The sequence below is a fragment of the Bradyrhizobium sp. CCBAU 45389 genome, assembly GCF_028128625.1.
Taxonomy (GTDB): Bacteria; Pseudomonadota; Alphaproteobacteria; order Rhizobiales; family Xanthobacteraceae; genus Bradyrhizobium; species Bradyrhizobium liaoningense_B.
The window spans coordinates 214,855-234,323 of sequence record NZ_LBIY01000002.1; the positions used below are offsets into that span (position 1 = coordinate 214,855).

At 65.8% G+C, this 19,469-nt stretch carries 18 protein-coding genes; 9 read left to right on the forward strand and 9 right to left on the reverse strand.

Features of this window, described 5'->3' with window-relative positions; translation table 11 throughout:
* Window positions 1-186: 186 nt before the first annotated feature.
* The 3 genes from XH79_RS01040 to XH79_RS01050 all read right to left on the reverse strand — a co-directional run bounded on the left by XH79_RS01040 (window position 187) and on the right by XH79_RS01050 (window position 3,311).
* Window positions 187-2,736: an HAD-IC family P-type ATPase gene (locus XH79_RS01040; protein WP_271580325.1), complete on the reverse strand. Its 2,550-nt coding sequence runs from the start codon at window positions 2,734-2,736 to the stop codon at window positions 187-189.
* Window positions 2,733-2,900, reverse strand: coding sequence for a hypothetical protein (locus XH79_RS01045; protein WP_165405372.1), 168 nt, complete (start codon window positions 2,898-2,900; stop codon window positions 2,733-2,735). Before XH79_RS01045 ends, XH79_RS01040 begins: the two co-directional genes overlap by 4 nt.
* 180 nt (window positions 2,901-3,080) lie before the next feature.
* Complete coding sequence (locus XH79_RS01050) at window positions 3,081-3,311, reverse strand: DUF6894 family protein (protein WP_212338925.1); 231 nt, start codon at window positions 3,309-3,311, stop codon at window positions 3,081-3,083.
* A 234-nt stretch (window positions 3,312-3,545) separates the two neighbouring features.
* On the opposite strand from XH79_RS01050, the gene XH79_RS01055 reads away from it, so the two are divergent.
* The gene (locus XH79_RS01055; protein WP_245003535.1) at window positions 3,546-3,698 is read left to right on the forward strand and encodes a hypothetical protein; all 153 of its coding nucleotides are present in this window, start codon (window positions 3,546-3,548) and stop codon (window positions 3,696-3,698) included.
* Window positions 3,699-3,739: 41 nt separating this feature from the next.
* Here the strand turns inward: XH79_RS01055 and XH79_RS01060 are convergent, their stop codons facing one another.
* Window positions 3,740-3,883 (reverse strand): hypothetical protein, encoded by a 144-nt coding sequence (locus XH79_RS01060; protein WP_212338917.1) that lies wholly within the window; start codon window positions 3,881-3,883, stop codon window positions 3,740-3,742.
* 289 nt (window positions 3,884-4,172) lie between these two features.
* Here XH79_RS01060 and XH79_RS01065 point away from each other — a divergent pair, with 289 nt between their 5' ends.
* Window positions 4,173-4,328 carry a hypothetical protein gene (locus tag XH79_RS01065; RefSeq protein ID WP_212338915.1) on the forward strand — a complete coding sequence of 52 codons (156 nt, stop codon included), beginning with the start codon at window positions 4,173-4,175 and terminating at the stop codon, window positions 4,326-4,328.
* A 15-nt stretch (window positions 4,329-4,343) separates the two neighbouring features.
* Here the strand turns inward: XH79_RS01065 and XH79_RS01070 are convergent, their stop codons facing one another.
* The gene (locus XH79_RS01070) at window positions 4,344-4,973 is read right to left on the reverse strand and encodes a ParB-like protein (RefSeq protein ID WP_271580326.1); all 630 of its coding nucleotides are present in this window, start codon (window positions 4,971-4,973) and stop codon (window positions 4,344-4,346) included.
* A gap of 323 nt (window positions 4,974-5,296) precedes the next feature.
* On the opposite strand from XH79_RS01070, the gene XH79_RS01075 reads away from it, so the two are divergent.
* The 6 genes from XH79_RS01075 to XH79_RS01100 all read left to right on the forward strand — a co-directional run bounded on the left by XH79_RS01075 (window position 5,297) and on the right by XH79_RS01100 (window position 10,101).
* The gene (locus XH79_RS01075; RefSeq protein WP_212338908.1) at window positions 5,297-5,638 is read left to right on the forward strand and encodes a hypothetical protein; all 342 of its coding nucleotides are present in this window, start codon (window positions 5,297-5,299) and stop codon (window positions 5,636-5,638) included.
* Between the two features lie 223 nt (window positions 5,639-5,861).
* The gene (locus XH79_RS01080; RefSeq protein ID WP_007592476.1) at window positions 5,862-6,149 is read left to right on the forward strand and encodes an acyl carrier protein; all 288 of its coding nucleotides are present in this window, start codon (window positions 5,862-5,864) and stop codon (window positions 6,147-6,149) included.
* Window positions 6,150-6,159: 10 nt separating this feature from the next.
* The gene (locus XH79_RS01085) at window positions 6,160-6,630 is read left to right on the forward strand and encodes a 3-hydroxyacyl-ACP dehydratase FabZ family protein (RefSeq protein WP_212338905.1); all 471 of its coding nucleotides are present in this window, start codon (window positions 6,160-6,162) and stop codon (window positions 6,628-6,630) included.
* Complete coding sequence (locus tag XH79_RS01090; protein WP_271580327.1) at window positions 6,627-7,832, forward strand: beta-ketoacyl-ACP synthase; 1,206 nt, start codon at window positions 6,627-6,629, stop codon at window positions 7,830-7,832. The genes XH79_RS01085 and XH79_RS01090 overlap by 4 nt, the downstream gene beginning before the upstream one ends.
* Before the next feature lie 50 nt (window positions 7,833-7,882).
* On the forward strand, window positions 7,883-9,160 hold the full coding sequence (locus XH79_RS01095) for a beta-ketoacyl-ACP synthase (protein ID WP_271580328.1): 1,278 nt from the start codon (window positions 7,883-7,885) through the stop codon (window positions 9,158-9,160).
* Between the two features lie 8 nt (window positions 9,161-9,168).
* On the forward strand, window positions 9,169-10,101 hold the full coding sequence (locus tag XH79_RS01100; protein ID WP_271580329.1) for a lipid A biosynthesis lauroyl acyltransferase: 933 nt from the start codon (window positions 9,169-9,171) through the stop codon (window positions 10,099-10,101).
* A gap of 187 nt (window positions 10,102-10,288) precedes the next feature.
* On the opposite strand, the gene XH79_RS01105 is transcribed toward XH79_RS01100, so the two are convergent.
* Window positions 10,289-12,025 (reverse strand): tetratricopeptide repeat protein, encoded by a 1,737-nt coding sequence (locus XH79_RS01105; protein ID WP_271580330.1) that lies wholly within the window; start codon window positions 12,023-12,025, stop codon window positions 10,289-10,291.
* Window positions 12,026-12,193: 168 nt separating this feature from the next.
* Between XH79_RS01105 and XH79_RS01110 the strand changes: the two genes are divergently transcribed.
* Window positions 12,194-16,408 (forward strand): autotransporter outer membrane beta-barrel domain-containing protein, encoded by a 4,215-nt coding sequence (locus XH79_RS01110; RefSeq protein WP_271580331.1) that lies wholly within the window; start codon window positions 12,194-12,196, stop codon window positions 16,406-16,408.
* 310 nt (window positions 16,409-16,718) lie between these two features.
* Here XH79_RS01110 and XH79_RS01115 read toward each other — a convergent pair whose 3' ends face one another.
* The 3 genes from XH79_RS01115 to XH79_RS01125 are packed head-to-tail and all read right to left on the reverse strand — an operon-like array spanning window position 16,719 to window position 19,364.
* Window positions 16,719-17,831: a polyamine ABC transporter substrate-binding protein gene (locus XH79_RS01115; RefSeq protein ID WP_271580332.1), complete on the reverse strand. Its 1,113-nt coding sequence runs from the start codon at window positions 17,829-17,831 to the stop codon at window positions 16,719-16,721.
* 6 nt (window positions 17,832-17,837) lie between these two features.
* Window positions 17,838-19,016, reverse strand: coding sequence for an aminotransferase (locus XH79_RS01120; RefSeq protein WP_271580715.1), 1,179 nt, complete (start codon window positions 19,014-19,016; stop codon window positions 17,838-17,840).
* 21 nt (window positions 19,017-19,037) lie between these two features.
* Window positions 19,038-19,364 (reverse strand): rhodanese-like domain-containing protein, encoded by a 327-nt coding sequence (locus tag XH79_RS01125; protein WP_080138282.1) that lies wholly within the window; start codon window positions 19,362-19,364, stop codon window positions 19,038-19,040.
* Window positions 19,365-19,469: the final 105 nt, after the last annotated feature.

Here is a 19,469-nt window from a genome sequence, read left to right on the forward strand (position 1 = left end):
CGAACACTCCGAATGCACAATCAAAGATTTTTGGGCGTTCGCGCTGTGGAATCGATATAGATTGGATCTGTTCTAATGAAATAGCGTCGCCGTCTTGCTCGCGCCTTCCGTTAGCTGCATGAATTACGGACCGACAACGGCGATGATGTATCGCCATTCTTCGCGATCATACTGCGGCGCCGCGACCTAGAATCGCAACCGCCGCGCCCACAGCGGCTTCAGCAATTCGAGCAGCGTCAGCAGCAGCAGTCCCGCGCCGAGCGTGATCAACAGATCATCGGCATGCAGCGGACCGAAGCGGAACAGGCTGGAGGCCGGCGGCCAGAGCAGCGCTGCAGCGAGAACGGCGGCGACCGCCGCGAAGATCCAGGCCAGAGCGGGATTTGGCCGGAAGAATGCCGACGCGAACGACGCACTGAAGGAGCGGTTGACGAGGACCAGCGCGACGAAGCAGACCACGAGCGTCACGAAGGCCAGCGCCCTCGCCTCGTCGGAGGCAAGGCCGGAGCGAAGCGCGCCGACGAATATGGTGGCGGTGAGGGCGAAGGCGAGCGCGCCCTGGAGAACGCTCCAGCCGACCAGGGCCCACGAGAACAGCTCGGCATCGGCCCGTCTCGGCGGCCGCGTCATCGCATCGCGCTCGTCGCGCTCCGCCTCGAACACCAGCGAGCACACGGGGTCGATGATCAGCTCCAGAAACGCGATGTGCACCGGACTGAAGATCAGCGGCAGCCCGAACACCAGCGGCAGCAGCGCAAGTCCGGCGATCGGGACGTGAACCGCGAAGATGAAGGCCATCGCCTTGCGCAGATTGTCATAGATGCGGCGCCCCAGGCGAATGGCCGACACGATCGAGCCGAAATCGTCGTCAAGCAGGACGATCGACGACGCCTCGCGGGCGACGTCGGTCCCGCGCCCGCCCATCGCGATGCCGATGTGGGCGGCCTTGAGCGATGGCGCGTCATTGACGCCATCGCCGGTCATCGCCACGATCTCGCCATTGGCCTTCATCGCCTGGACGATGCGCAGCTTCTGTTCCGGCAGGACCCGCGCGAACACGCTGACATGCCTGACGCGCCGTGCGAGCTCCGGATCATCCGCCAGCCTGACCTGATCGCCGGTCATGACGTCCTGGACGTCAAGGCCGGCCTGGTTCGCAATGGCAACGGCCGTTGCCGGATAATCGCCCGTGATCATGACGACGCGAATTCCGGCCGCACGGCATTCGCGAACCGCCTCCGGGACATGGGGCCGCAGCGGATCTGCAAGCCCGACCAGGCCGACAAAGCGGAACGCGAACGCCTGCTGTGACTGCGGGAGCGAAGCATCGTCGCAGACGGCGACGGCTACGCCCAACACCCGAAGCCCGTCCTTCGCCATCGCGCTGGCGGCATCTCGCACCGACTCCTGGCCGGCATCGTTCAGCCTGCACAGCCGCGCAACCGCCTCGGGCGCACCCTTGGCGCATGCGACGAGGTCCGCCCGGCCGGCTGTCCACCAGACCTGGGTCATCGCCAGCAGTTCGGGGCGCAGACCGTAGGTGCGCACGAGCGTCCGCTCGCCATCCATGGCATCGCCGTCCTGGAAGGCGTCGTGCGCGAACTGGTGCAGCGCCTTCTCCATCGGATCGAACGGTTCCGGAGAGCTCGCCAGGGCGCCGCAGCGCACCAGCTCGGCGAATTCCGGTCCGGCGCGATCTTCCCCGGCCGCTGGGCGCATCCGCGCCCCATCGGGCAGCCGCAGCTCGGCGACGGACATGCGATTCTGCGTCAGTGTTCCGGTCTTGTCGGTGCACAGGACGGTCGCAGACCCCAAAACCTCGATGGCGGCGGCGCGCCGCGTCAGCACGCGGGCTTGGGAGATCCGCCACGCTCCCATCGCCATGAAGACCGTGAGCACGACGCCGAATTCTTCCGGAAGCATCGACATACCGATGGCGATGCCTGCGAGCAGCGCCTGCAGCCAGTCCCCGCGCAGGACGCCATAGAGTGCGACGGCGGCCATGCTGACCACGGCGCCGCCGAGGAAGCAGAGCCGCACCAGCCTTGCGGTCTGTTGCTGGAGCCGGGGCGGCTCGGCCTGCAAGCCGCGCAACGACAGTCCGATCTTTCCGATCTCGCTGCGCGGGCCGGTCGCCTCGACCAGCGCCAGCCCCTCGCCGCGCACGACGAGCGAGCCGGAATATACGAAGGGCTGATCCTCGCCGCCGGGCCGGTGATCGACTGCCGCGATCATGTCCGCAGCCTGCTTGCGGACAGGCACGGACTCGCCGGTGAGCAGGGATTCGTCGAGTTGCAGATCGTGCGCCTCCACGAGCGCGGCATCGGCGGGAACCCGATCGCCTTCGCCGAGGACGAGAAGATCGCCGCGCACGACCTCTCGGCCCGGAATTCGCCGGCGCGCACCGTCCCGCACCACCAGCGCACGTGGGCTGGTCAGGTCGCGCAGGGCGTCCAGCACGCGCTCGGTCCGGGTCTCCTGCACCACCGTGATCACGATGGACATCGCACCGAAGGCCAGCAGGATCAGCGCTTCCTTGAGATCGCCGAGCACGAGGTAGATCAGCCCACCACCAAGCAGCAGCAGCAGCATCGGCTCGCGCAGCACCTCCACGACGATGCGCAAGGAGCTGCGCCGCTCGGGCCGCGGCAGCTCGTTGGCGCCGTCCTTTTCCAGTCGCGCCTTTGCCTCTGCCTCGCTCAGTCCGGACGGTCGCGCGCGCGTCTTGCCGCTCACGTCTTCCGCCGCAGGCTCCAGAGGCTCCCGGCGAGCAGGACGGCGGTCACGAGCAGAATGGCGACGAAGGTCTGGATGATGGTGAAGTTGAGCGCATCCCGCGCGACGAACAGCGCGGTGATGGCTCCGGCGAGGACGAACAGAATGCGAAGGATCAGGCTCATCGTGGCGTCTCCAGGTCGGCATGATCCGGAGTCCATTTGCCTCCGCGGGAGCGCAACGCTGGTTCGGCAGTCATGCAAGCACACCTTACCCACCGCCGACAGCCTCTCTTTGCGATACGTCAAGATCGCATGCGCCGCTCTGCCGCAGGTTCGCACCGGCCGCGCTCCGACAGCGCACGCCTAAATTTCCTCGACATCGAGCGTGATCGACACCTTCAGGAACGGTGCGCCCTCCTCGCGAACGTCGACGACGACGTGCCGCGCACTGCCCAAGACGAAGGCGTCGCGAGCGACGGAAGCGCCGGTCATGAGCGCCTCCTTGCGCGCGTCGTTCTCGCTCGCAAGATCCTGGCCGTCTTCGTCGGGAAACACCCGGCCGTTCTCGTGGATGTCGAAATGGAAGCGCGGCATCGGCGGCTCAGCGTTGGCGACTGCTGCAGCTAACGGCCGTCGAAATCCGACAGTTCCTAAAGTTTTCCGCTCATCGAGCACGATGAGCCCGAGGGAACGCCCGCGGTCGGTTGGCAGCACCAACAAAAGTTAAGGACAGTGCTCGCGCGGCCATGGTTGTCTTTGCACCGGAAAGGGCAATTCATGACCAGGAAACGCAACCGAACGCGACCACCCCTCTCGCTCCAGGAGCGCTTGAACAAATTCACACGGGACGCCCGCGCCGCCGCGAGCAAGCTGCCGGCCGGCGCCGAGCGCTATACGCTGCTGCAAAAAGCGCGCGACGGCGAGGCCGCCGCGGCGATCGAGCGGCTGCTCTCCTCACCCGGCCCGCAGGATCCTGAGTGATCACACCCCTGCACGGCCCGCGGCTGGGAAGCGCGAGGCCGCTACTGCTTCGCCATCAACTCGAGCGCCGGGGCAAAGCGCTCGGCAAATGTCAGTGTCTTGGCGTGGTGAACTGCGGCGAACGAGGCCGAGATTCCTGCTGAGGCGACGGCGAGCAAGGCAATTGCGAAAAACACACGGCGCATTTCTGCCTCCTGAGTGAGCTCGATACCGCAAATAGATGGGCCGGCTCTGTTTCAGGACGGTTTCGTCGATGCGGAAAATGATGTCGCTCAAGCGGCTGTGATGAGAGCCGGCTTATCGGGCCGCATGCCGTAACCAACTAACAATAGTCGCCGTCGTTTTGCAGCGGGCGTGAGCGAAACCGGGAGCTTTGCCCCGTCATCACGATCGTCAATCGCAGGGCCCGCCGCGACAGGCAGCGCTTGCTCAATGCAGCGCTTGCTCAATATGGAGTCGTCGAGGACTACGCAAATGAACGTCGTCATTCAGAAGCTCAATGGTCTGTGGCACCTCATCATCGGATCGTGCCGGATCCGAACGCCCTTCCTGGCCACCCAGGACCGGGCGCTGGTCGTCACCTATGCGCGGCGCGCTTATCCCGGCGCCAAGATCTTCCAGCGCGACTGATATGAGCGGTTGCGCTCAATCGTCGTCCGCCGGCCCGCACCAGCCGGGCAGGTAGACCGCATCCTTGCTCTTGGCCGCGGCCAGGGCCTTCTCCAGCGCCCTGTCGAAATTGGCATCCACCGCCTTGCGCGACAGCTTTCGGCGCAGAAAGTCCGCCCACAGAAATTCGGAGAACGGCGTCGTGTCCTTGGCGAAGCCGCCCATGCGGCGGAGCTCGCCGGCAAGGCTGCGGAAGGGATCGTCCTTGAGATCGGCGACCGATTTCGGCAGGTCGCGGAACGGCCGCCGCTCGCCCTTGGAGTCGTATGGGTAGACCCAGCGCTTGTTGTCCATCACGCCCCAAAACGCTTCGCGCTCGACCATGCGGAGGTCGCCGACCACGGTCACCAGCACCTCCTTGATACCCTCGTCGTGCAGCGCGCGGCCGAGATGATGATGGTCGATCACGTAATAGCGCTCGTCAGGTCCGTGGACGACGGGGATCATGTGGGTACCGAGCAGATCGGCTTGCTTCTTCTTGCCGTGCTCGCGCCAGCGCTTGCGCTTCTCCTTGACCTCGCGCATGCCGACCGTCATCTGCGTCGGCCGAAGCGACAGGATCGGCACCGGATGCACTCTCGGCTCGCGCGCGTTGGTCGTGGTCATGGTCGAAGGGCCCCTCACATCGTTGCAACCGGTCGCCCGGGCTCCCTGGATTATGCCATGGGTCCCATGCCGGTAAATGCGTTCGACCTGCACCGGGAGATCACAAGCCGATGTTCACGAGGCTGCACGCGGCGCCATCTTTCGTTGCTGCAACGCAACCCGCACGTCCTGACCAGGGCATGACGCCCCGGCACCGCGATCTCCAGGGTTTCGCGAGGAGGCGTGCAAGAGGCACAATGCACGTACGCGTTGAGAAGATTTTCTGCAACGCTTTCACCACGTGTGCTATCTAAAAATCGCTGCTTCGGAGTGATCCTCGCCCCATGAAAACCCAGCGGCCCATAAGCTCGGATGACGAGCACCGGGTGCTCCAGTTCAGGCCGCGCACCTCGCCCACCCCGGGGGGCAACCGGGGCAACGGCACCGTGCAGCCGCTGCGCGTTGCGCCCGAACCGCTCGACCTGTCGCGCTACGAGCGGCCCCGCGCCGAGCCGGACGAATTCCGCCACCGCATGCTCGCCAACATCGCCGCGCTCGCCTTCACCATCGCGCTGACCGCGATCGGGATCTGGCTCGCGGTCAGCATCGCCGACCTGCGCCGGACCCAGGATTGCGTGCTGATGGGCCGCCGCGACTGCGCCAAGATCACGACGCCCCACATCTAGGCCCCGCCTGCGGCCGGCAGCCCTGCCGGCGGCATCCCCAGCCCTGTCCCTTGCTGTCCCCTTGGGCCCGCCCGGCTCCATTGAACTCAGGGCGGCGCTCCGATATACGGGCTTTCGACCCGGCCAGAGGGGGGTTTGAGGGCGTCATCAGGGGCGCGATGCCCTCCCTTCGCGCCACTCTGGAAAATCTGACAAATATCCGCAATATATCAAAGGCTTAGTGATGTCTTCCACATTCGATCAGGTCGCTACGATCATCGCTGAAACCTGCGACATCCCGCGCGACACGATCACGCCGGATAGCCATGCCATCGATGACCTCGGCATCGACAGCCTCGATTTCCTCGATATCGCCTTCGCGATCGACAAGCAGTTCGGCATCAAGCTGCCGCTGGAGAAGTGGACCCAGGAGGTCAACGACGGCAAGGCGACCACCGAACAATATTTCGTGCTGAAGAACCTGTGCGCGCGCATCGACGAGCTGGTTGCCGCCAAGGGCGCGAGCGCCTAATCGGGCGGCCATGCAACTCGAATACTTCCACATGATCGATCGCATCGTCGACCTCAACGTCGACGAGAAGAAGATTGTCGTCGAGGCCCAGGTTCCCCAGGAGAGCACCGTCTTCGAGGGGCACTTTCCGGGCTATCCCTTGATGCCCGGCGTGCTGCTGATCGAATCGATGGCGCAGGCCTCGGGCTTCCTCCTGCTGGGCGTGCTGAAGTTCGAGCGCATGCCGATTCTCGCCGCCGTGAAGGAGGCCAAGGTGCGCGGCTCGGTGTTTCCGGGCGACCTGATGACCCTCGAGGCGAGCGTGGCTCATGAGGGCTCGGGCTATGCGATGACCGAGGCCAAGATCCGGGTCGGCGGCAAGCTGCGCGCGAATTCGACGCTCACCTTCACGCTGATCCCCTTCCCCAATTCGGATATGCGCGGATACATGGACGCGGTCGCGCAACGCGTCGGCTTTCCGCAACAGGCCGTATCGCCATGACCGACACCGCTTCGAAGCCCGGCCAGACGGAAGTCTGGATCACCGGCATTGGCCTTGCCACCTCGCTCGGCGAGGGCCTGGACGCCAACTGGGCCGCGCTGCAGGAAAAGCGCATCAATGTCGACGAGAAGGGCTTTGCGCCCTACATCGTGCATCCCCTGATGCCCGTCTCCTTCGACAGCCAGATTCCGAAGAAGGGCGACCAGCGCCAGATGGAAGCGTGGCAGCGCATCGGCACCTATGCTGCCGGCCTCGCGCTCGACTCCGCCGGCATCAAGGGCAACAAGGATATCCTGTCGAAGATCGACATGGTGATCGCCGCCGGCGGCGGCGAGCGCGACCTCAATGTCGACACCGGCGTGCTCACGGCCGAGGCCAAGGGGGCCAACGCGCCCGGCTTCCTCAACGAGCGGCTGATGAGCGATCTCAGGCCGACGCTGTTTCTGGCGCAGCTCTCCAACCTGCTCGCCGGCAACATCGCCATCGTGCACGGTCTTGGCGGCACCTCGCGCACCTTCATGGGCGAAGAGGTCGCCGGCGCCGATGCCGCCCGCATCGCGCTTGCGCGCATCGCCTCGGGCGAGAGCGATATCGCCCTCGTCGGCGGCTCGCATAATGGCGAGCGCAAGGACTTGCTCGTCCTCTACGAATTCGGCGACTTCAATCTGAGGGACAAGTTTGCCCCGGTGTGGGCGCGCAAGGACCATGCCGGCTTCGCGCTCGGCTCGGCCGGCGCGTTCCTGGTGCTGGAATCGAAGGCCCACGCCGAAGCGCGGGGCGCAAAGCCGTTCGCGAAGCTGTCGAGCGTCGTCGCCGACCTCGCCCGCCGCAAGCAGCCCGGCGACATGGCCGCAACGCTGGAGAAGCTCTGGGCCAAGCTGCCGAAGCGCGAGGGCAAGGGCGCGATCATCACGGGGGCGACCGGCGCCGAGCCTGCGACCTCGGAAGAGCGCGGCTTCCTGAAGGGTCATGCCGACTTCCCGGTGCGCTCGACCGGCACGATGTTCGGTCACACCATGGAGACGCAATTCCCGCTCGGCATCGCGCTCGCCGCGCTGTCGATCTCGCGCGGTGCGCTGTTCCCGCCGAACGATTCGACCGGAACCGAGATTGAAATGCAGGGGGCGCCCACCCAGATTGTCGTGGTGGGGGCCGGACACTGGCGCGGCGAAGGCATGGCGCTGGTCGAGGCGGTGAGCTAAAGCGCGTTGCGCTTTAGCGGATGCTCTAGCTCTTCTATCGGGGGATCGACATGACTGCACCACGCGACAAATTCGGGCGTCCCGTCGTCGTCGTCACCGGCATGGGCATCATGACCTCGCTCGGCGCCGGCAAGGCCGACAATTGGGCGAAGCTCGTGGCCGGCGAATCCGGCATCCGCACCATCACGCGCTTTCCGGTCGAGGGCCTCAAGACCACGATGGCCGGCACCGTCGATTTCGTCAGCGTCGATCCGTTCTCCTCCACCGCCTTGTCCGAACGGATGGCCGAGCTCGTCACGCAGGAAGCGCTCGAGCAGGCCGGCATCGGCGCCAAGGCTGATTTCCCGGGCCCACTCTTCCTGGCGGTCGCGCCGGTCGAGGTCGAGTGGCCGCAGCGCCGCGAGCTTGGCCGCGCGGTCGGCGCGCAGGACTTCAACTATGACGATCTGCTGCGCATCTCCGGCGGCGGCAAGTACAGCGCCTATCACCATCGCTTCATGTTCGGCTCAGTCGCCGCCTATCTCGCCGAGACCTTCGGCACCAAGGGCTCGCCGATCTCGCTGTCGACGGCCTGCGCCTCTGGCGCGACCTCGATCCAGCTCGGTGTCGAGGCGATCCGCCGCGGCGAGACCGATGCCGCGCTGTGCGTCGCGACCGACGGCACCGTGAATCCGGAAGCGCTGGTGCGCTTCTCGCTGCTCTCGGCGCTGTCGACCCAGAACGATCCGCCGCAGGCGGCCTCCCGTCCCTTCTCCAAGAACCGCGACGGCTTCGTCATGGCCGAGGGCGCCGGCGCGCTGGTGCTGGAAAGCTACGAGGCAGCCACCGCGCGCGGCGCGAAGATTCTCGGCGTGATCGCCGGCTGCGGCGAGCTCACCGATTCCTTCCATCGCACCCGCTCGTCTCCCGATGGCAAGCCGATCATCGGCTGCATGAACAAGACGCTGGCCGATGCCGGCATGACGCCGGACCAGATCGATCACATCAACGCGCACGGCACCGCGACGCCCGAGAACGACAAGATGGAGTTCAATACGACATCGGCCGTGTTCGGCGAGCTCGCGCAGAAGATTCCGGTCACCTCCAACAAGTCGATGGTCGGCCACACCATCTCGGCCGCAGGCGCAGTCGAGGCGATCTTCTCGCTGCTCACGCTCGAGCACCAGCGCATTCCGCCGACGATCAACTACGAGACCCCGGATCCCACGATCCTGTTTGACGTCGTCGGCAACAAGGCGCGCGATGCCCGCGTCACCGCGGTGATGTCGAACTCGTTCGGCTTCGGCGGCCAGAACGCCTCGCTGATTCTGACCCGCGAACCGGCCTGACCGGACGCATGGCGCTGATTTCTCTCGGCGCGAAGATCCGCGCGCGCAATGCTGCCAAGTCGATCGGCGGCAGCCTGATCGGCGCGGCCACCGTCGGCATGCTGCGCACCACGCGCTATTTCGATCCGGTCAAGACCTCGGATTTTTTCGCGCGCGTCGTGAAATCGATCGGCCCGCGCCTGCGCGAGCACCGCATCGGCCGCGCCAATCTCACCGCGGCCTTTCCGGAGAAGTCGCCGGAGGAGATCGAAAACATCCTGATGGGCGTGTGGGACAATCTCGGCCGCGTCGGCGCCGAGTTCGCCCATATGGACCACGTCTGGGACTACGACCGCGACCATCCCGAAAAGAGCCGGATCGAACTCTCGGCGCGCTGCGTCGAGCTGTTCGACCAGATCCGCGACGACGGCAAGCCGGCGCTGATCTTTGCCGCGCATCTCGCCAACTGGGAATTGCCGGCACTTGCCGCCGTCTCGCATGGACTGGACGCCGCGATCCTCTATCGCCGCCCGAACATTGCGTCTGCCGACCGCATCATCCAGGAGATGCGCCAGGTCAACATGGGCACGCTGATCCCGGCCGGCCGCGACGCGCCGCTGCGCCTCGCGCAGGCGCTGAAGGACGGCAAGCATGTCGCGATGCTGATCGACCAGTATCTGACCGGCGGCGTCGAGGTCGCCTTCTTCGGCCGCAAGACCCGCGCCAACCCGATGCTGGCCCGCCTGCTCCGCCAGGTCGAATGCCCGATCCACGGCGTCCGCATCATCCGCCTGCCCGGCGGCCGCTTCCGCGGCGAGCTGACGGAAGAAGTCCAGCCGGTGCGCGATGCCGACGGCAAGATCGACATCCAGGGCACGACGCAGGCCATCACCAGCGTGGTGGAGAGCTGGGTGCGCGAGCATCCCGAGCAGTGGCTCTGGCTGCACCGCAGGTGGCGGTAGTTACTCCGTCATTGCGTGGAGGCCGAGAGCGCGCCTCATTCTCGGTGTCATCGCCCGGCCTTGACCGGGCGATCCAGTATTCCAGAGGCCTGGGTTGGAGAGCTCGCTCTCACAATTCACGCCGCGGCGTACTGGATGCCCCGCCTTCGCGGGGCATGACAGCGAGGGTTCCGAAGCTCTCGCGCCTTCACTGCTCCGGCAATCCCGCGTCGACCTCGGCCTGCACGACGCGATCCCAGGCTGCGACACAAACCGGACTTGCGTTCTTCATCGGCGGCGAGACGTTGAGCTTCGTCGTGCCGGGCCGCAGCCTCAGCCCTTCCTGCATCGTCGCCCTCGCCTCCTCAAGGCGGCCCGTTCTCTGGTAGGCAGCAGCGAGCAGAAAGTGCGAGCGGCCGGTCCCGGGCGTAATGGCGATCGAGCGCTGCAGCCACGGCAATGCCTCCTCGAAGCGCCCCATCAAGGCATAGGTCATGCCCGCGCCGAGCAGCCAGGTCCAGCGCGAGGCCTGCGGCGTGTCGTAGCGATCGGCCTGCTGGAATGTCGCGAGCGCATCGTCGAAGCGGCCGAGATAGATCTGCCCAAGACCGATTAGATAGAGCGCCGACCCGTTCCACGGATCGAAGCTCAACGCCTTGGCGCAGGTGACGAGACTCTCGACAAAATGGTTGGTCGCACTGAGGAAGCGGCAATAGGCCTCGAGCACCGGAATCGAATTCGGCTTCGACCGCAGCGCCTGCTCCAGCGTCGCGTTGGCCCTGGCCTCGACCGCAACAGCCTCCTCCGGGCTGAACCAGACCATCTGAATGCCGCGCATCTGCAGTGAAGCGAGTGCAACCGCGATGTCGAGATTGTCGGGGTCGTCGCTGAGCGCCTTTTGCAGCATGGCCTGTGCCGCGCCAAAACGCTCGCGCGTGGTCTGGTTGATCGAGGCGAGCGCCTGCTCGACCGCAACCTTGTCGCCGCCGGCCGACGCCCCGGCTACCAGAGGGCGCGGCGCACGCGACTCCAGAATCTCGTTGAGACGGCGCGCAAGCCCGTGACCGACGCCGGCGACGAGCCGGGACTGCGCGAGCTGCGCGTCCGCCTCGTCAGCAGTGACGGACGCTGCGACGACCGACTGCACCTCGCCGGTCGCAGCCTTGATGATACGCGCGCGCAGCGTCCAGGACTTGTCGCTGCGCTCCAGTTCGCCGCGCAGCTCGTAATCGGATGATGCGGCGGACGCAGCGGTGCTGTCGCCGCTCCTGGCCGCCAGTCGTGGCGCAACCACGCTGATGTTCTGGATCCTGGCAAAACCATCGGTGAGGCGGGCGGTGACCTCTGCGGCCATCGCCGCGCCGCGCGCGTCCTTGCTGTCGTCAACGATCGGCATCACCGCGAGCCGCGGCGGCGTTCGCCTGAACAGGAGGTCCGGCTTCAGCACGGGCGCGGCAACTGCAAGCCCCATGACGATCACACAGAGCCCGGCCACGGCGGCGACCGTGGCCTGCCGGCTCAAGCCGAACCAGGCGCGCTGTGGCCTCGCAGACGCCGCGGCGACCTCGGCCGGCGGCGGGGGCGCGACCTCGCCGCCCGGGTCCGGCCGGGTTTCCTTGGCCTGCACCGGGCCGGATTCGGGCGCTGCAAAGACCTCCGTCGCCAGCAGATAGCCGCCGCCGGAGGCGAGCTTGATCAGCTGCCGCCGCTCGTCGCCGAGCGCGGTGCGAAGCTCGCGGATGCACTGGAACAGGCTGTCCTCGCCAACATGGACGTTCGGCCAGACCGCCTCCATCAGCTCCTGCTTGCTGAGCACGCGGCCGCCACTGGTGGCGAACAGCCGGAGCATCTCGAACGTCTTGGGCCGGAGCTTGATCGGCGTGCCATCGGCCCCGCGCAGCTCCGCGCGCGGCAGGTCCAGCTCGAAGCCGGCGAAACGAAGCAAGCTATCCCCCAACACGTCTCTCAAGGCGGCTCATATAGCCGAAGTCTGCCGAAAATGCCCGAAAATCGGGTCTGAAACACAAATATCAGAAACTTTCAGAAACTAGCCAACCGCTTATCAGGACACCACTCCCTGCCGATGAGATGAATCCAGCCGAGGACTCGGGACGTGTTGGGGGACGTAGTGAAGACGGGGAAAGATTGTTTCAAGGCGACCCGCCACCTGCGGGCCGCGCTGCTGACGTCGTCGGCGCTGGCCTTGGCCTGGATGCTGCCGGCCGCGCCCTCGCACGGCTCGTCGAATGGCACCTGGCTCGCCTCCCCCGGCAGCAACGACTATGGCACCGCCTCCAACTGGGACGGCGGCTTCGTGCCGGTGGGCACGGCCTCCTTCGGCACCTCGGACACCACCAGCCTTGCGGTTTCAAGCGTCAGCGTCGGCGGCTGGACCTTCAATGCGGGCGCCTCGAACTACACGTTTGACGTCAACGGTCCGTTGACCTTCACGGGTGCCGGCATCACCGTCAACGGCGGCAGCGCCACCATCACCAACCACCATACCCTGTCTTTCTTCGGTAGCAGCACGGCTGGCAGCGCCACTATCATCAACAACGATACCCTGGGATTCTTCAGCACCAGCACGGCGGGCAACGCCACCATCACCAACAACAACGAGCTGGACTTCAGCGACGCCAACACGGCAGGCAACGCCACCATCACCAACAACGGAACTCTGTATTTCCTTGGCACCAGCACGGCCGGCAGCGCCACCATCACCAACAATTCCGTCCTCCAGTTCCGGTACAGCAGCACGGCCGGAAGCGCCACCCTTATCAACAACGCCGGAGGCACCATCGATTTCTCGAACAGCACCGGTCCGAACGGCGACGGCAGGCTGAGCGCGGGATCGATCGCCGGGGCCGGCAGCTACGTCCTCGGCGCCAACGAGCTGACGGTCGGCTCCAACAATTCCTCGACCGAGGTCAGCGGCGTCATCTCAGGCACGGGTGGCTCGCTGGTCAAGATCGGCACCGGCACGCTGACCCTGTCGGGCGCCAATACCTATACCGGCGGCACCACCATCAACGGCGGCACGTTACAGCTCGGCAGTGCCGGCGGCGTCGGCTCCATTCTGGGAACCGTCAACGTTGGCGCCAGCGGCACGTTCGACGTCGTCAACGCCGACACCAGCGGCATCACCAGCATCTCCAACGACGGAACCACGAACTTCCAAAACGCGAGCAGCGCCGGCTCCGCGACCATCTCAAACAACGGCTCGATATACTTCTACGACACCAGCACCGCCGGGACCGCCACCATCACCAACAGCAGCAGCGGCACGGTCCTTCTCTCCGGAAACGCCACGGCCGGCAGCGCAATCATCACCACCAACAACCTCATGTATTTCTACGGCGGCAGCACGGCCGGCAACGCAACGATCACCAACAACAATTGGCTGTCTTTCAACGAAACCAGCACGGCAGACCACGCCACGCTCACCAACAATCGCTGGCTGTATTTCTACAACGACAGCACGGCTGGCAGCGCGACCATCACCAACTCCAATTTGCTGGTTTTCCGCGACAACTCCACGGCCGGCAACGCCTCCATCACCAACACCAATACCATCAATTTTGTCGTCAGCAGCACGGCCGGCAGCGCCGTGATCACCAACAATGCCGGCGGCACGACCACTTTCCAGGACAATTCGACCGCCGGCAATGCGCAGCTGATCAACAACGCGGCCAATGCCGTCTTCGATTTCTCCGGCAGCTCCGGCGCGAGCGGCGACCACAAGCTCAGCGCCGGCTCGATCGCCGGCAACGGCACCTTCTATCTCGGCGCCAACGAACTGACGGTCGGCGGCAACAATCTGTCGACCACCGTCACCGGCGTGATCGCCGATGGCGGCGCGAGCGGCGGCACCGGCGGCTCGCTGGTCAAGACCGGCACCGGCACGCTGACGCTGACAGGCGCCAACACCTACACCGGCGGCACCACATTCGCCGGCGGAACGGTCAGCGTCTCCTCGGACGCCAATCTCGGCGACCTCGCGGGCGGCCTGACCTTCAACGGCGGCACCCTGCAAATATCAGGCACGGCATTCAACGCCACCGCACGCACCGTCACCCTGGGTGCCGGCGGCGGCACATTCGACATTGCGGACGCCGCCAACGATTTCGTCATCAGCCAGAGCATCAGCGGCGGCACGCTGACCAAGTCCGGCGCCGGCACGCTGACCTTGACCGGCGCGGCAGGTTTTTCCGGCGCGACGGTGTCCGCCGGGACGCTGGCATTCCTCAATACCACGGCAGGTAGCGCGGATATCGCCAACAACGCGCAGCTGGCGTTCTACGGCCACTCAACGGCCGGCGATGCGACCATCGTCAACAGCGGCAACGTGCTGTTCGACGGCAACTCCACCGCCGGCAACGCGCAGCTCATCAACACCACCTCCAGCGCCGTCATCGACTTCAACACCCCCGGCCCGGGCAGCGACGGCAAAATCAGCGCCGGCTCGATCGCCGGCAGCGGCACCTTCAACCTCAACGGTGCAGAACTGACGGTTGGCGGCAACAATCTGTCGACGACCGTCACCGGCGTGCTCACTGGCGACGCGCACATCACCGGGACATCGCTGATCAAGGTCGGCACCGGCACGCTGACGCTTTCGGGCATCAACACCTACACCGGCGCCACGATCGTGGACGGCGGCACGCTGGCGGTGAACGGCTCGATTGCGTCCTCCAGCAGCCTCACCGTGAACAGCGGCGGCACGCTCGGCGGCACCGGCGCGGTCGGCACCACGACGATTGCGAGCGGCGGCACGCTGGCGCCGGGCAATTCGATCGGCACGCTCACCGTCAGCGGCAACCTCGCCTTCAGTGCCGGCAGCTTCTACAGAGTCGAGGTCTCCACGACAGCCGCCGACCGGACCAATGTCTCGGGCATCGCGACGCTGAGCGGCGCCACCGTGCAGGCGGTGGCGATTCCCGGCAGCTTCCGCAGCCAGACCTACACCATTCTCAACGCGACCGGCGGCTTTGGCGGAACGCAGTTCGCCGGGCTGAGCGTCACCGGCAGCTTCAGCCCCACCCGCAATCCGCACCTCACCTACGACCTCAACAACGTCTATCTCGTGCTCGATCCCGGCACGATCGTGCTGCCGGCAGGCACCGGCGGCAACCAGAGCAACGTGGCCGGCGCGATCAACAAGGCGGTCGAAGGCGGCGCGACGCCGCCGGCCGGCTTCGATGCGCTGCTCAACATGGGCGGCGCCCAGCTCAACCGCGCCCTCAGCGAGGTCTCCGGCCAGCCCGGCGCCGCCAGCACGCAGGCCGCGTTCAATGCCACGCAGCAGTTCGTGGGCATGCTTGATCCGTTCGGTGGCGGCGGCACAGATGGCGAGCGTGGCGGCACGGCCGGCGACGGCGGGACGCTGGGCTACGCTTCCACCGCACCGGATAACGCCAGGGTGCGCGAGGCCTACGCCGCGGTGACGCCCCGCGATGCAAGCGGCGATGTCGTCGACCGGCGCTGGGGCGTGTGGGCTTCCGGCTATGGCGGCGCCAGCACGTTGAACGGCAACACTGCGGCCGGTTCGAGCACCACCACCAGCCGCATCTACGGCACCGTGGTCGGCGCCGACTACCGCGTCTCGCCGAACACGCTGGTCGGCTTCGCGCTCGGCGGCGCCGGCTACAACTTTGCGCTGTCCGACAGTCTCGGCAGCGGCCGCGCCGATCTGTTCCAGGCCGGCCTCTATGCCCGCCACAATTTTGGACCGGCCTATCTCTCGGCTGCCCTCGCCTATGGCTGGCAGGACGTCACCACCGACCGCACCGTGACGGTGTCTGGCACCGACAAGCTGACCGCCAACTTCAAGGCCAGCACCTTCTCGGGCCGCCTGGAAGCCGGCTGGCGCTTCGCACCGATCCCCGCATCGAGCTTCGGCGTGACGCCTTACGCGGCCGCACAAGTCACGACCTTCCACCTCCCCGGCTATGGCGAGACCGCGATCGTCGGCAGCAACCAGTTCGCGCTCTCCTACACGGCGCAGGACACCACCAATGTCCGCACCGAGCTCGGCGCCCGCACCGACCAGCGCTTTCTCGTCAACGACGGCGTGCTCACTTTGCGCGGCCGCCTCGCCTGGGCCCACGACACCAATACGAACCGCCTCGTGAACGCCGCCTTCCAGACGCTCCCCGGCGCGGCCTTCACGGTCAACGGCGCGCAACCGGCAGCAGACTCCGCGCTGGTCGGCGGCCGCGCGGAAATGAAGTGGCGAAACGGCCTCTCGCTCGCGGGCACCGTCGAAGGCGAGTTCTCCCGCAGCACGCAGACCTACACTGGCAAGGGCACGGTGCGTTATGAGTGGTGAGGTTCGCGCCCTCGTCACAGTTAGCTGTCATCGCCCGGCTTGACCGGGCGATCCAGTACGCCGAGACAGTTGTCGTTGAACCGAGAGGCCGCGGCGTACTGGATGCCCCGCCTTCGCGGGGCATGATGGAGGAATTTAGGGCCACAGCACAGGCCAACCGCATCATGCCATTCTGCCGCTGTTTTGCCCGACGCCGCAACCGAATATTTCGCGTTTCCAGAAATCAAAAAAGCCCAATGATTTCCGTCCCGGCTCTACTGTGCATGGGGTTGTTTTCAGGTTTTGGATTCGAGGCTGGTCGCGGGAAGGCCTACCGCCCCGTCTTCACCTTGGTCCACAGCCGGTTGATGATCCGCTGGGTCGCCGGCTCGCGCGCCGTGATGACGAACAGTTTTGCGAGCGTCGCCTCGTCCGGATAGATGTTCTTGTCGTTCAGGATCTTCGGATCGACCAGCTTCTGGCTGGCGAGGTTGCCGTTGGCGTAGGACAGGAAGTCCGAGTTCTTGGCGGCAACGTCCGGACGATAGAGATAGTTGATCAGCTCGTAGGCTTCCTTGACGTTCTTGGCATCCGCTGGGATCGCGAGATTGTCGAAGAACATCTGCGCGCCCTCCTTCGGAATGGTGTAGCCGATCTCGACACCGCTCTTGGCCTCCGCCGCGCGGGCGCGGGCCTGCATGATGTCGCCGGACCAGCCGACCACGAAGCAGATCTCGCCGGTGGCGAGCGCGCTTAAGTATTCGGAGGAGTGAAACTTGCGCACGGACGGCCGGACCTTGGCGACGACGTCGGCGGCCTTCTCCAGGTCCGCCTGCTTGGTCGAGTTCGGATCGAGCCCGAGCCAGCTCAGCGCTGCCGGAAAGATGTCGTCGGCGGAGTCGAGCATGTGCACGCCGCAGTCCTTGAACCTGGCGAGGTTCTCCGGCTTGAAGACGATGTCCCAGCTGTCGATCCTCGCGTCCGCCCCAAGGATCTGCTTCACCTTGGCGACGTTGTAGCCGATGCCCGTCGTGCCCCACATGTAGTTGGCGGCGTAGACATTGCCGGGATCGTAGATGCCGAGGCGCTGCGTCACCACGGGCCAGGCATTGGCGAGATTTGGCAGCTTCGCCTTGTCTAGCTTCTGGAAGATGTTCGCCTTGATCTGGCGCTGCAGGAAGTAGGCCGTGGGCACCACGACGTCGTAGCCGGACTTGCCGGCCATCAGGCGCGTCTCCAGCGTCTCGTTGGCGTCGAAGGTGTCGTAGACCACCTTGATGCCGGTCTCCTTGGTGAAGGCCTCAAGGACGTCAGGCGCCATATAGTTGGACCAGTTGTAGAAGTTGACGACCCGCTCCTCGGCCCCGGCGGGGGCGGAGAGCAACGTCAGCGCTGCGGCGATTGCAAGACCGAGGCGAAACCCCGAGCGGCTGACATTGGTCATCTCTGTCTACCTCTTGCGTCCACGCACCGCGTCCGACAGCCGCTCCAGCGCGGTGTCGAGCGTCTCGTCCTTCTTGGCAAAGCAGAAGCGCACCACCGAGGTCACCGGGTCCTGCTCGTAGAACGCCGAGACCGGGATCGCGGCGACCTTGTAGTCCTTGACGATGCGCCAGCAGAACTCGGTGTCGCTCTCGTTGAGCCCGAGCGGCGACAGGTCGACGGTGAGGAAGTAGGTGCCCTGCGACTTCAGCACGGGGAAGCCGAGGCTCTCGAGGCCCTTGGTCAGGCGGTCCCTGCTCCGCGTCAAATCCTTGCGCATCGACAGGAAGTAGTCGTCGGACTTGCCGAGGCCGTAGGCGACGGCGGCCTGCAGGTTCGGCGCGGTGGTGAAGGTCAGGAACTGGTGCACCTTGGCGGCGACGCGCAACAGCTGTGGCGCAGCGCAGACGAAGCCGATCTTCCAGCCCGTCAGCGAGAAGATCTTGCCGGCCGAGCCGACCTTGATGGTGCGCTCGCGCATGCCGGGGATGGTGATCAGCGGGATGTGCTTGTGCTCGTCGAAGGTGACGTGCTCCCAGACCTCGTCGCAGATCGCGATGACGTCGAACTCCTGGCAGTAGCGCGCGAGCAGCTCGAGGTCCTCGCGCGGATAGACCACCGCGGAGGGATTCAAGGGGTTGTTGAACAGTACCGCCTTGGTCTTTGAATTGAACACGCTTTTCAGCATGTCCTCATTCAACCGCCAGTGCGGTGGCTCCAGGCGAACCAGGCGCGGAATGCCGCCGGCCTGGCGGATGATCGGCAGATAGGAATCATAGACCGGCTGGAAGCAGACCACCTCGTCGCCGGGCTGAACCACCGCGAGGATGGCCGAGGTCAGCGCCTCGGTGCCGCCGGAGGTGACCATCACCTCGCTCATCGGATCGAGCTTGAGGCCGTGCCAGTGGCCGTAATGGGTCGCGATCGCCTGGCGCAGCTCCGGCAGGCCCATCATCGAGGGGTATTGGTTGTAGCCGTTCAGCGAGGCCTCGGCCGCGGCGCGGCGGATGTCCTCGGGGCCGGGATCGTCAGGGAAGCCCTGGCCGAGATTGATGGCGGCATTGTCGCGCGCGGCCTGCGACATCGCCTCGAAGATGGTGACGGGAAGGTCGGCGAAGACCTTGTTCAGGGACGAGCTCTTGGACATCTTGTTAGGCATTGGGGCCGATCAGCCACCGACCTTGCTGGGAAGACCCGCCGCTTTCCAGCCCAGCATTCCGCCGGCCAGATGCTTGTCGTAAGGCAGGCCCGCCGCCTGCGCCGCCAGCGAGGCGGTCACCGAGCGCTTGCCCGAGCGGCAGGCGAACACGACCTGCTTTCCTTGCGGATCGGGGATCGCCTTGGGATCGAAGGTCGAGAGCGGAACCACGACGCCATAGGGATAGGCCTCGGCCTCGACCTCGTTCGGCTCACGGACGTCGACGAGCAGATAGCGCCCTTCCGCGACACCCTTGGAGACCTCGTCCGGGGTCAGATCCTGTACCTGGTTTGCCACTTCATCCTCCAACGTCGCGGGCTGCATGCCGGGGCGATCCCGGCGCGCGGCAACCTCGCCTCTCGGGAAACGAAAATCAAGCGCCACAAAGGCTTGAGCCGCGCG

Bases quoted from the DNA above. Each gene is read 5' to 3' on its own strand.
- XH79_RS01045 (WP_165405372.1), bottom strand. From the start codon at position 2,900: ATGAGCCTGATCCTTCGCATTCTGTTCGTCCTCGCCGGAGCCATCACC.
- XH79_RS01050 (WP_212338925.1), bottom strand. From the start codon at position 3,311: ATGCCGCGCTTCCATTTCGACATCCACGAGAACGGCCGGGTGTTTCCC.
- XH79_RS01060 (WP_212338917.1), bottom strand. From the start codon at position 3,883: ATGCGCCGTGTGTTTTTCGCAATTGCCTTGCTCGCCGTCGCCTCAGCA.
- XH79_RS01065 (WP_212338915.1), top strand. From the start codon at position 4,173: ATGAACGTCGTCATTCAGAAGCTCAATGGTCTGTGGCACCTCATCATC.
- XH79_RS01070 (WP_271580326.1), bottom strand. From the start codon at position 4,973: ATGACCACGACCAACGCGCGCGAGCCGAGAGTGCATCCGGTGCCGATC.
- XH79_RS01075 (WP_212338908.1), top strand. From the start codon at position 5,297: ATGAAAACCCAGCGGCCCATAAGCTCGGATGACGAGCACCGGGTGCTC.
- XH79_RS01080 (WP_007592476.1), top strand. From the start codon at position 5,862: ATGTCTTCCACATTCGATCAGGTCGCTACGATCATCGCTGAAACCTGC.
- XH79_RS01085 (WP_212338905.1), top strand. From the start codon at position 6,160: ATGCAACTCGAATACTTCCACATGATCGATCGCATCGTCGACCTCAAC.
- XH79_RS01090 (WP_271580327.1), top strand. From the start codon at position 6,627: ATGACCGACACCGCTTCGAAGCCCGGCCAGACGGAAGTCTGGATCACC.
- XH79_RS01095 (WP_271580328.1), top strand. From the start codon at position 7,883: ATGACTGCACCACGCGACAAATTCGGGCGTCCCGTCGTCGTCGTCACC.
- XH79_RS01100 (WP_271580329.1), top strand. From the start codon at position 9,169: ATGGCGCTGATTTCTCTCGGCGCGAAGATCCGCGCGCGCAATGCTGCC.
- XH79_RS01115 (WP_271580332.1), bottom strand. From the start codon at position 17,831: ATGACCAATGTCAGCCGCTCGGGGTTTCGCCTCGGTCTTGCAATCGCC.
- XH79_RS01120 (WP_271580715.1), bottom strand. From the start codon at position 19,016: ATGTCCAAGAGCTCGTCCCTGAACAAGGTCTTCGCCGACCTTCCCGTC.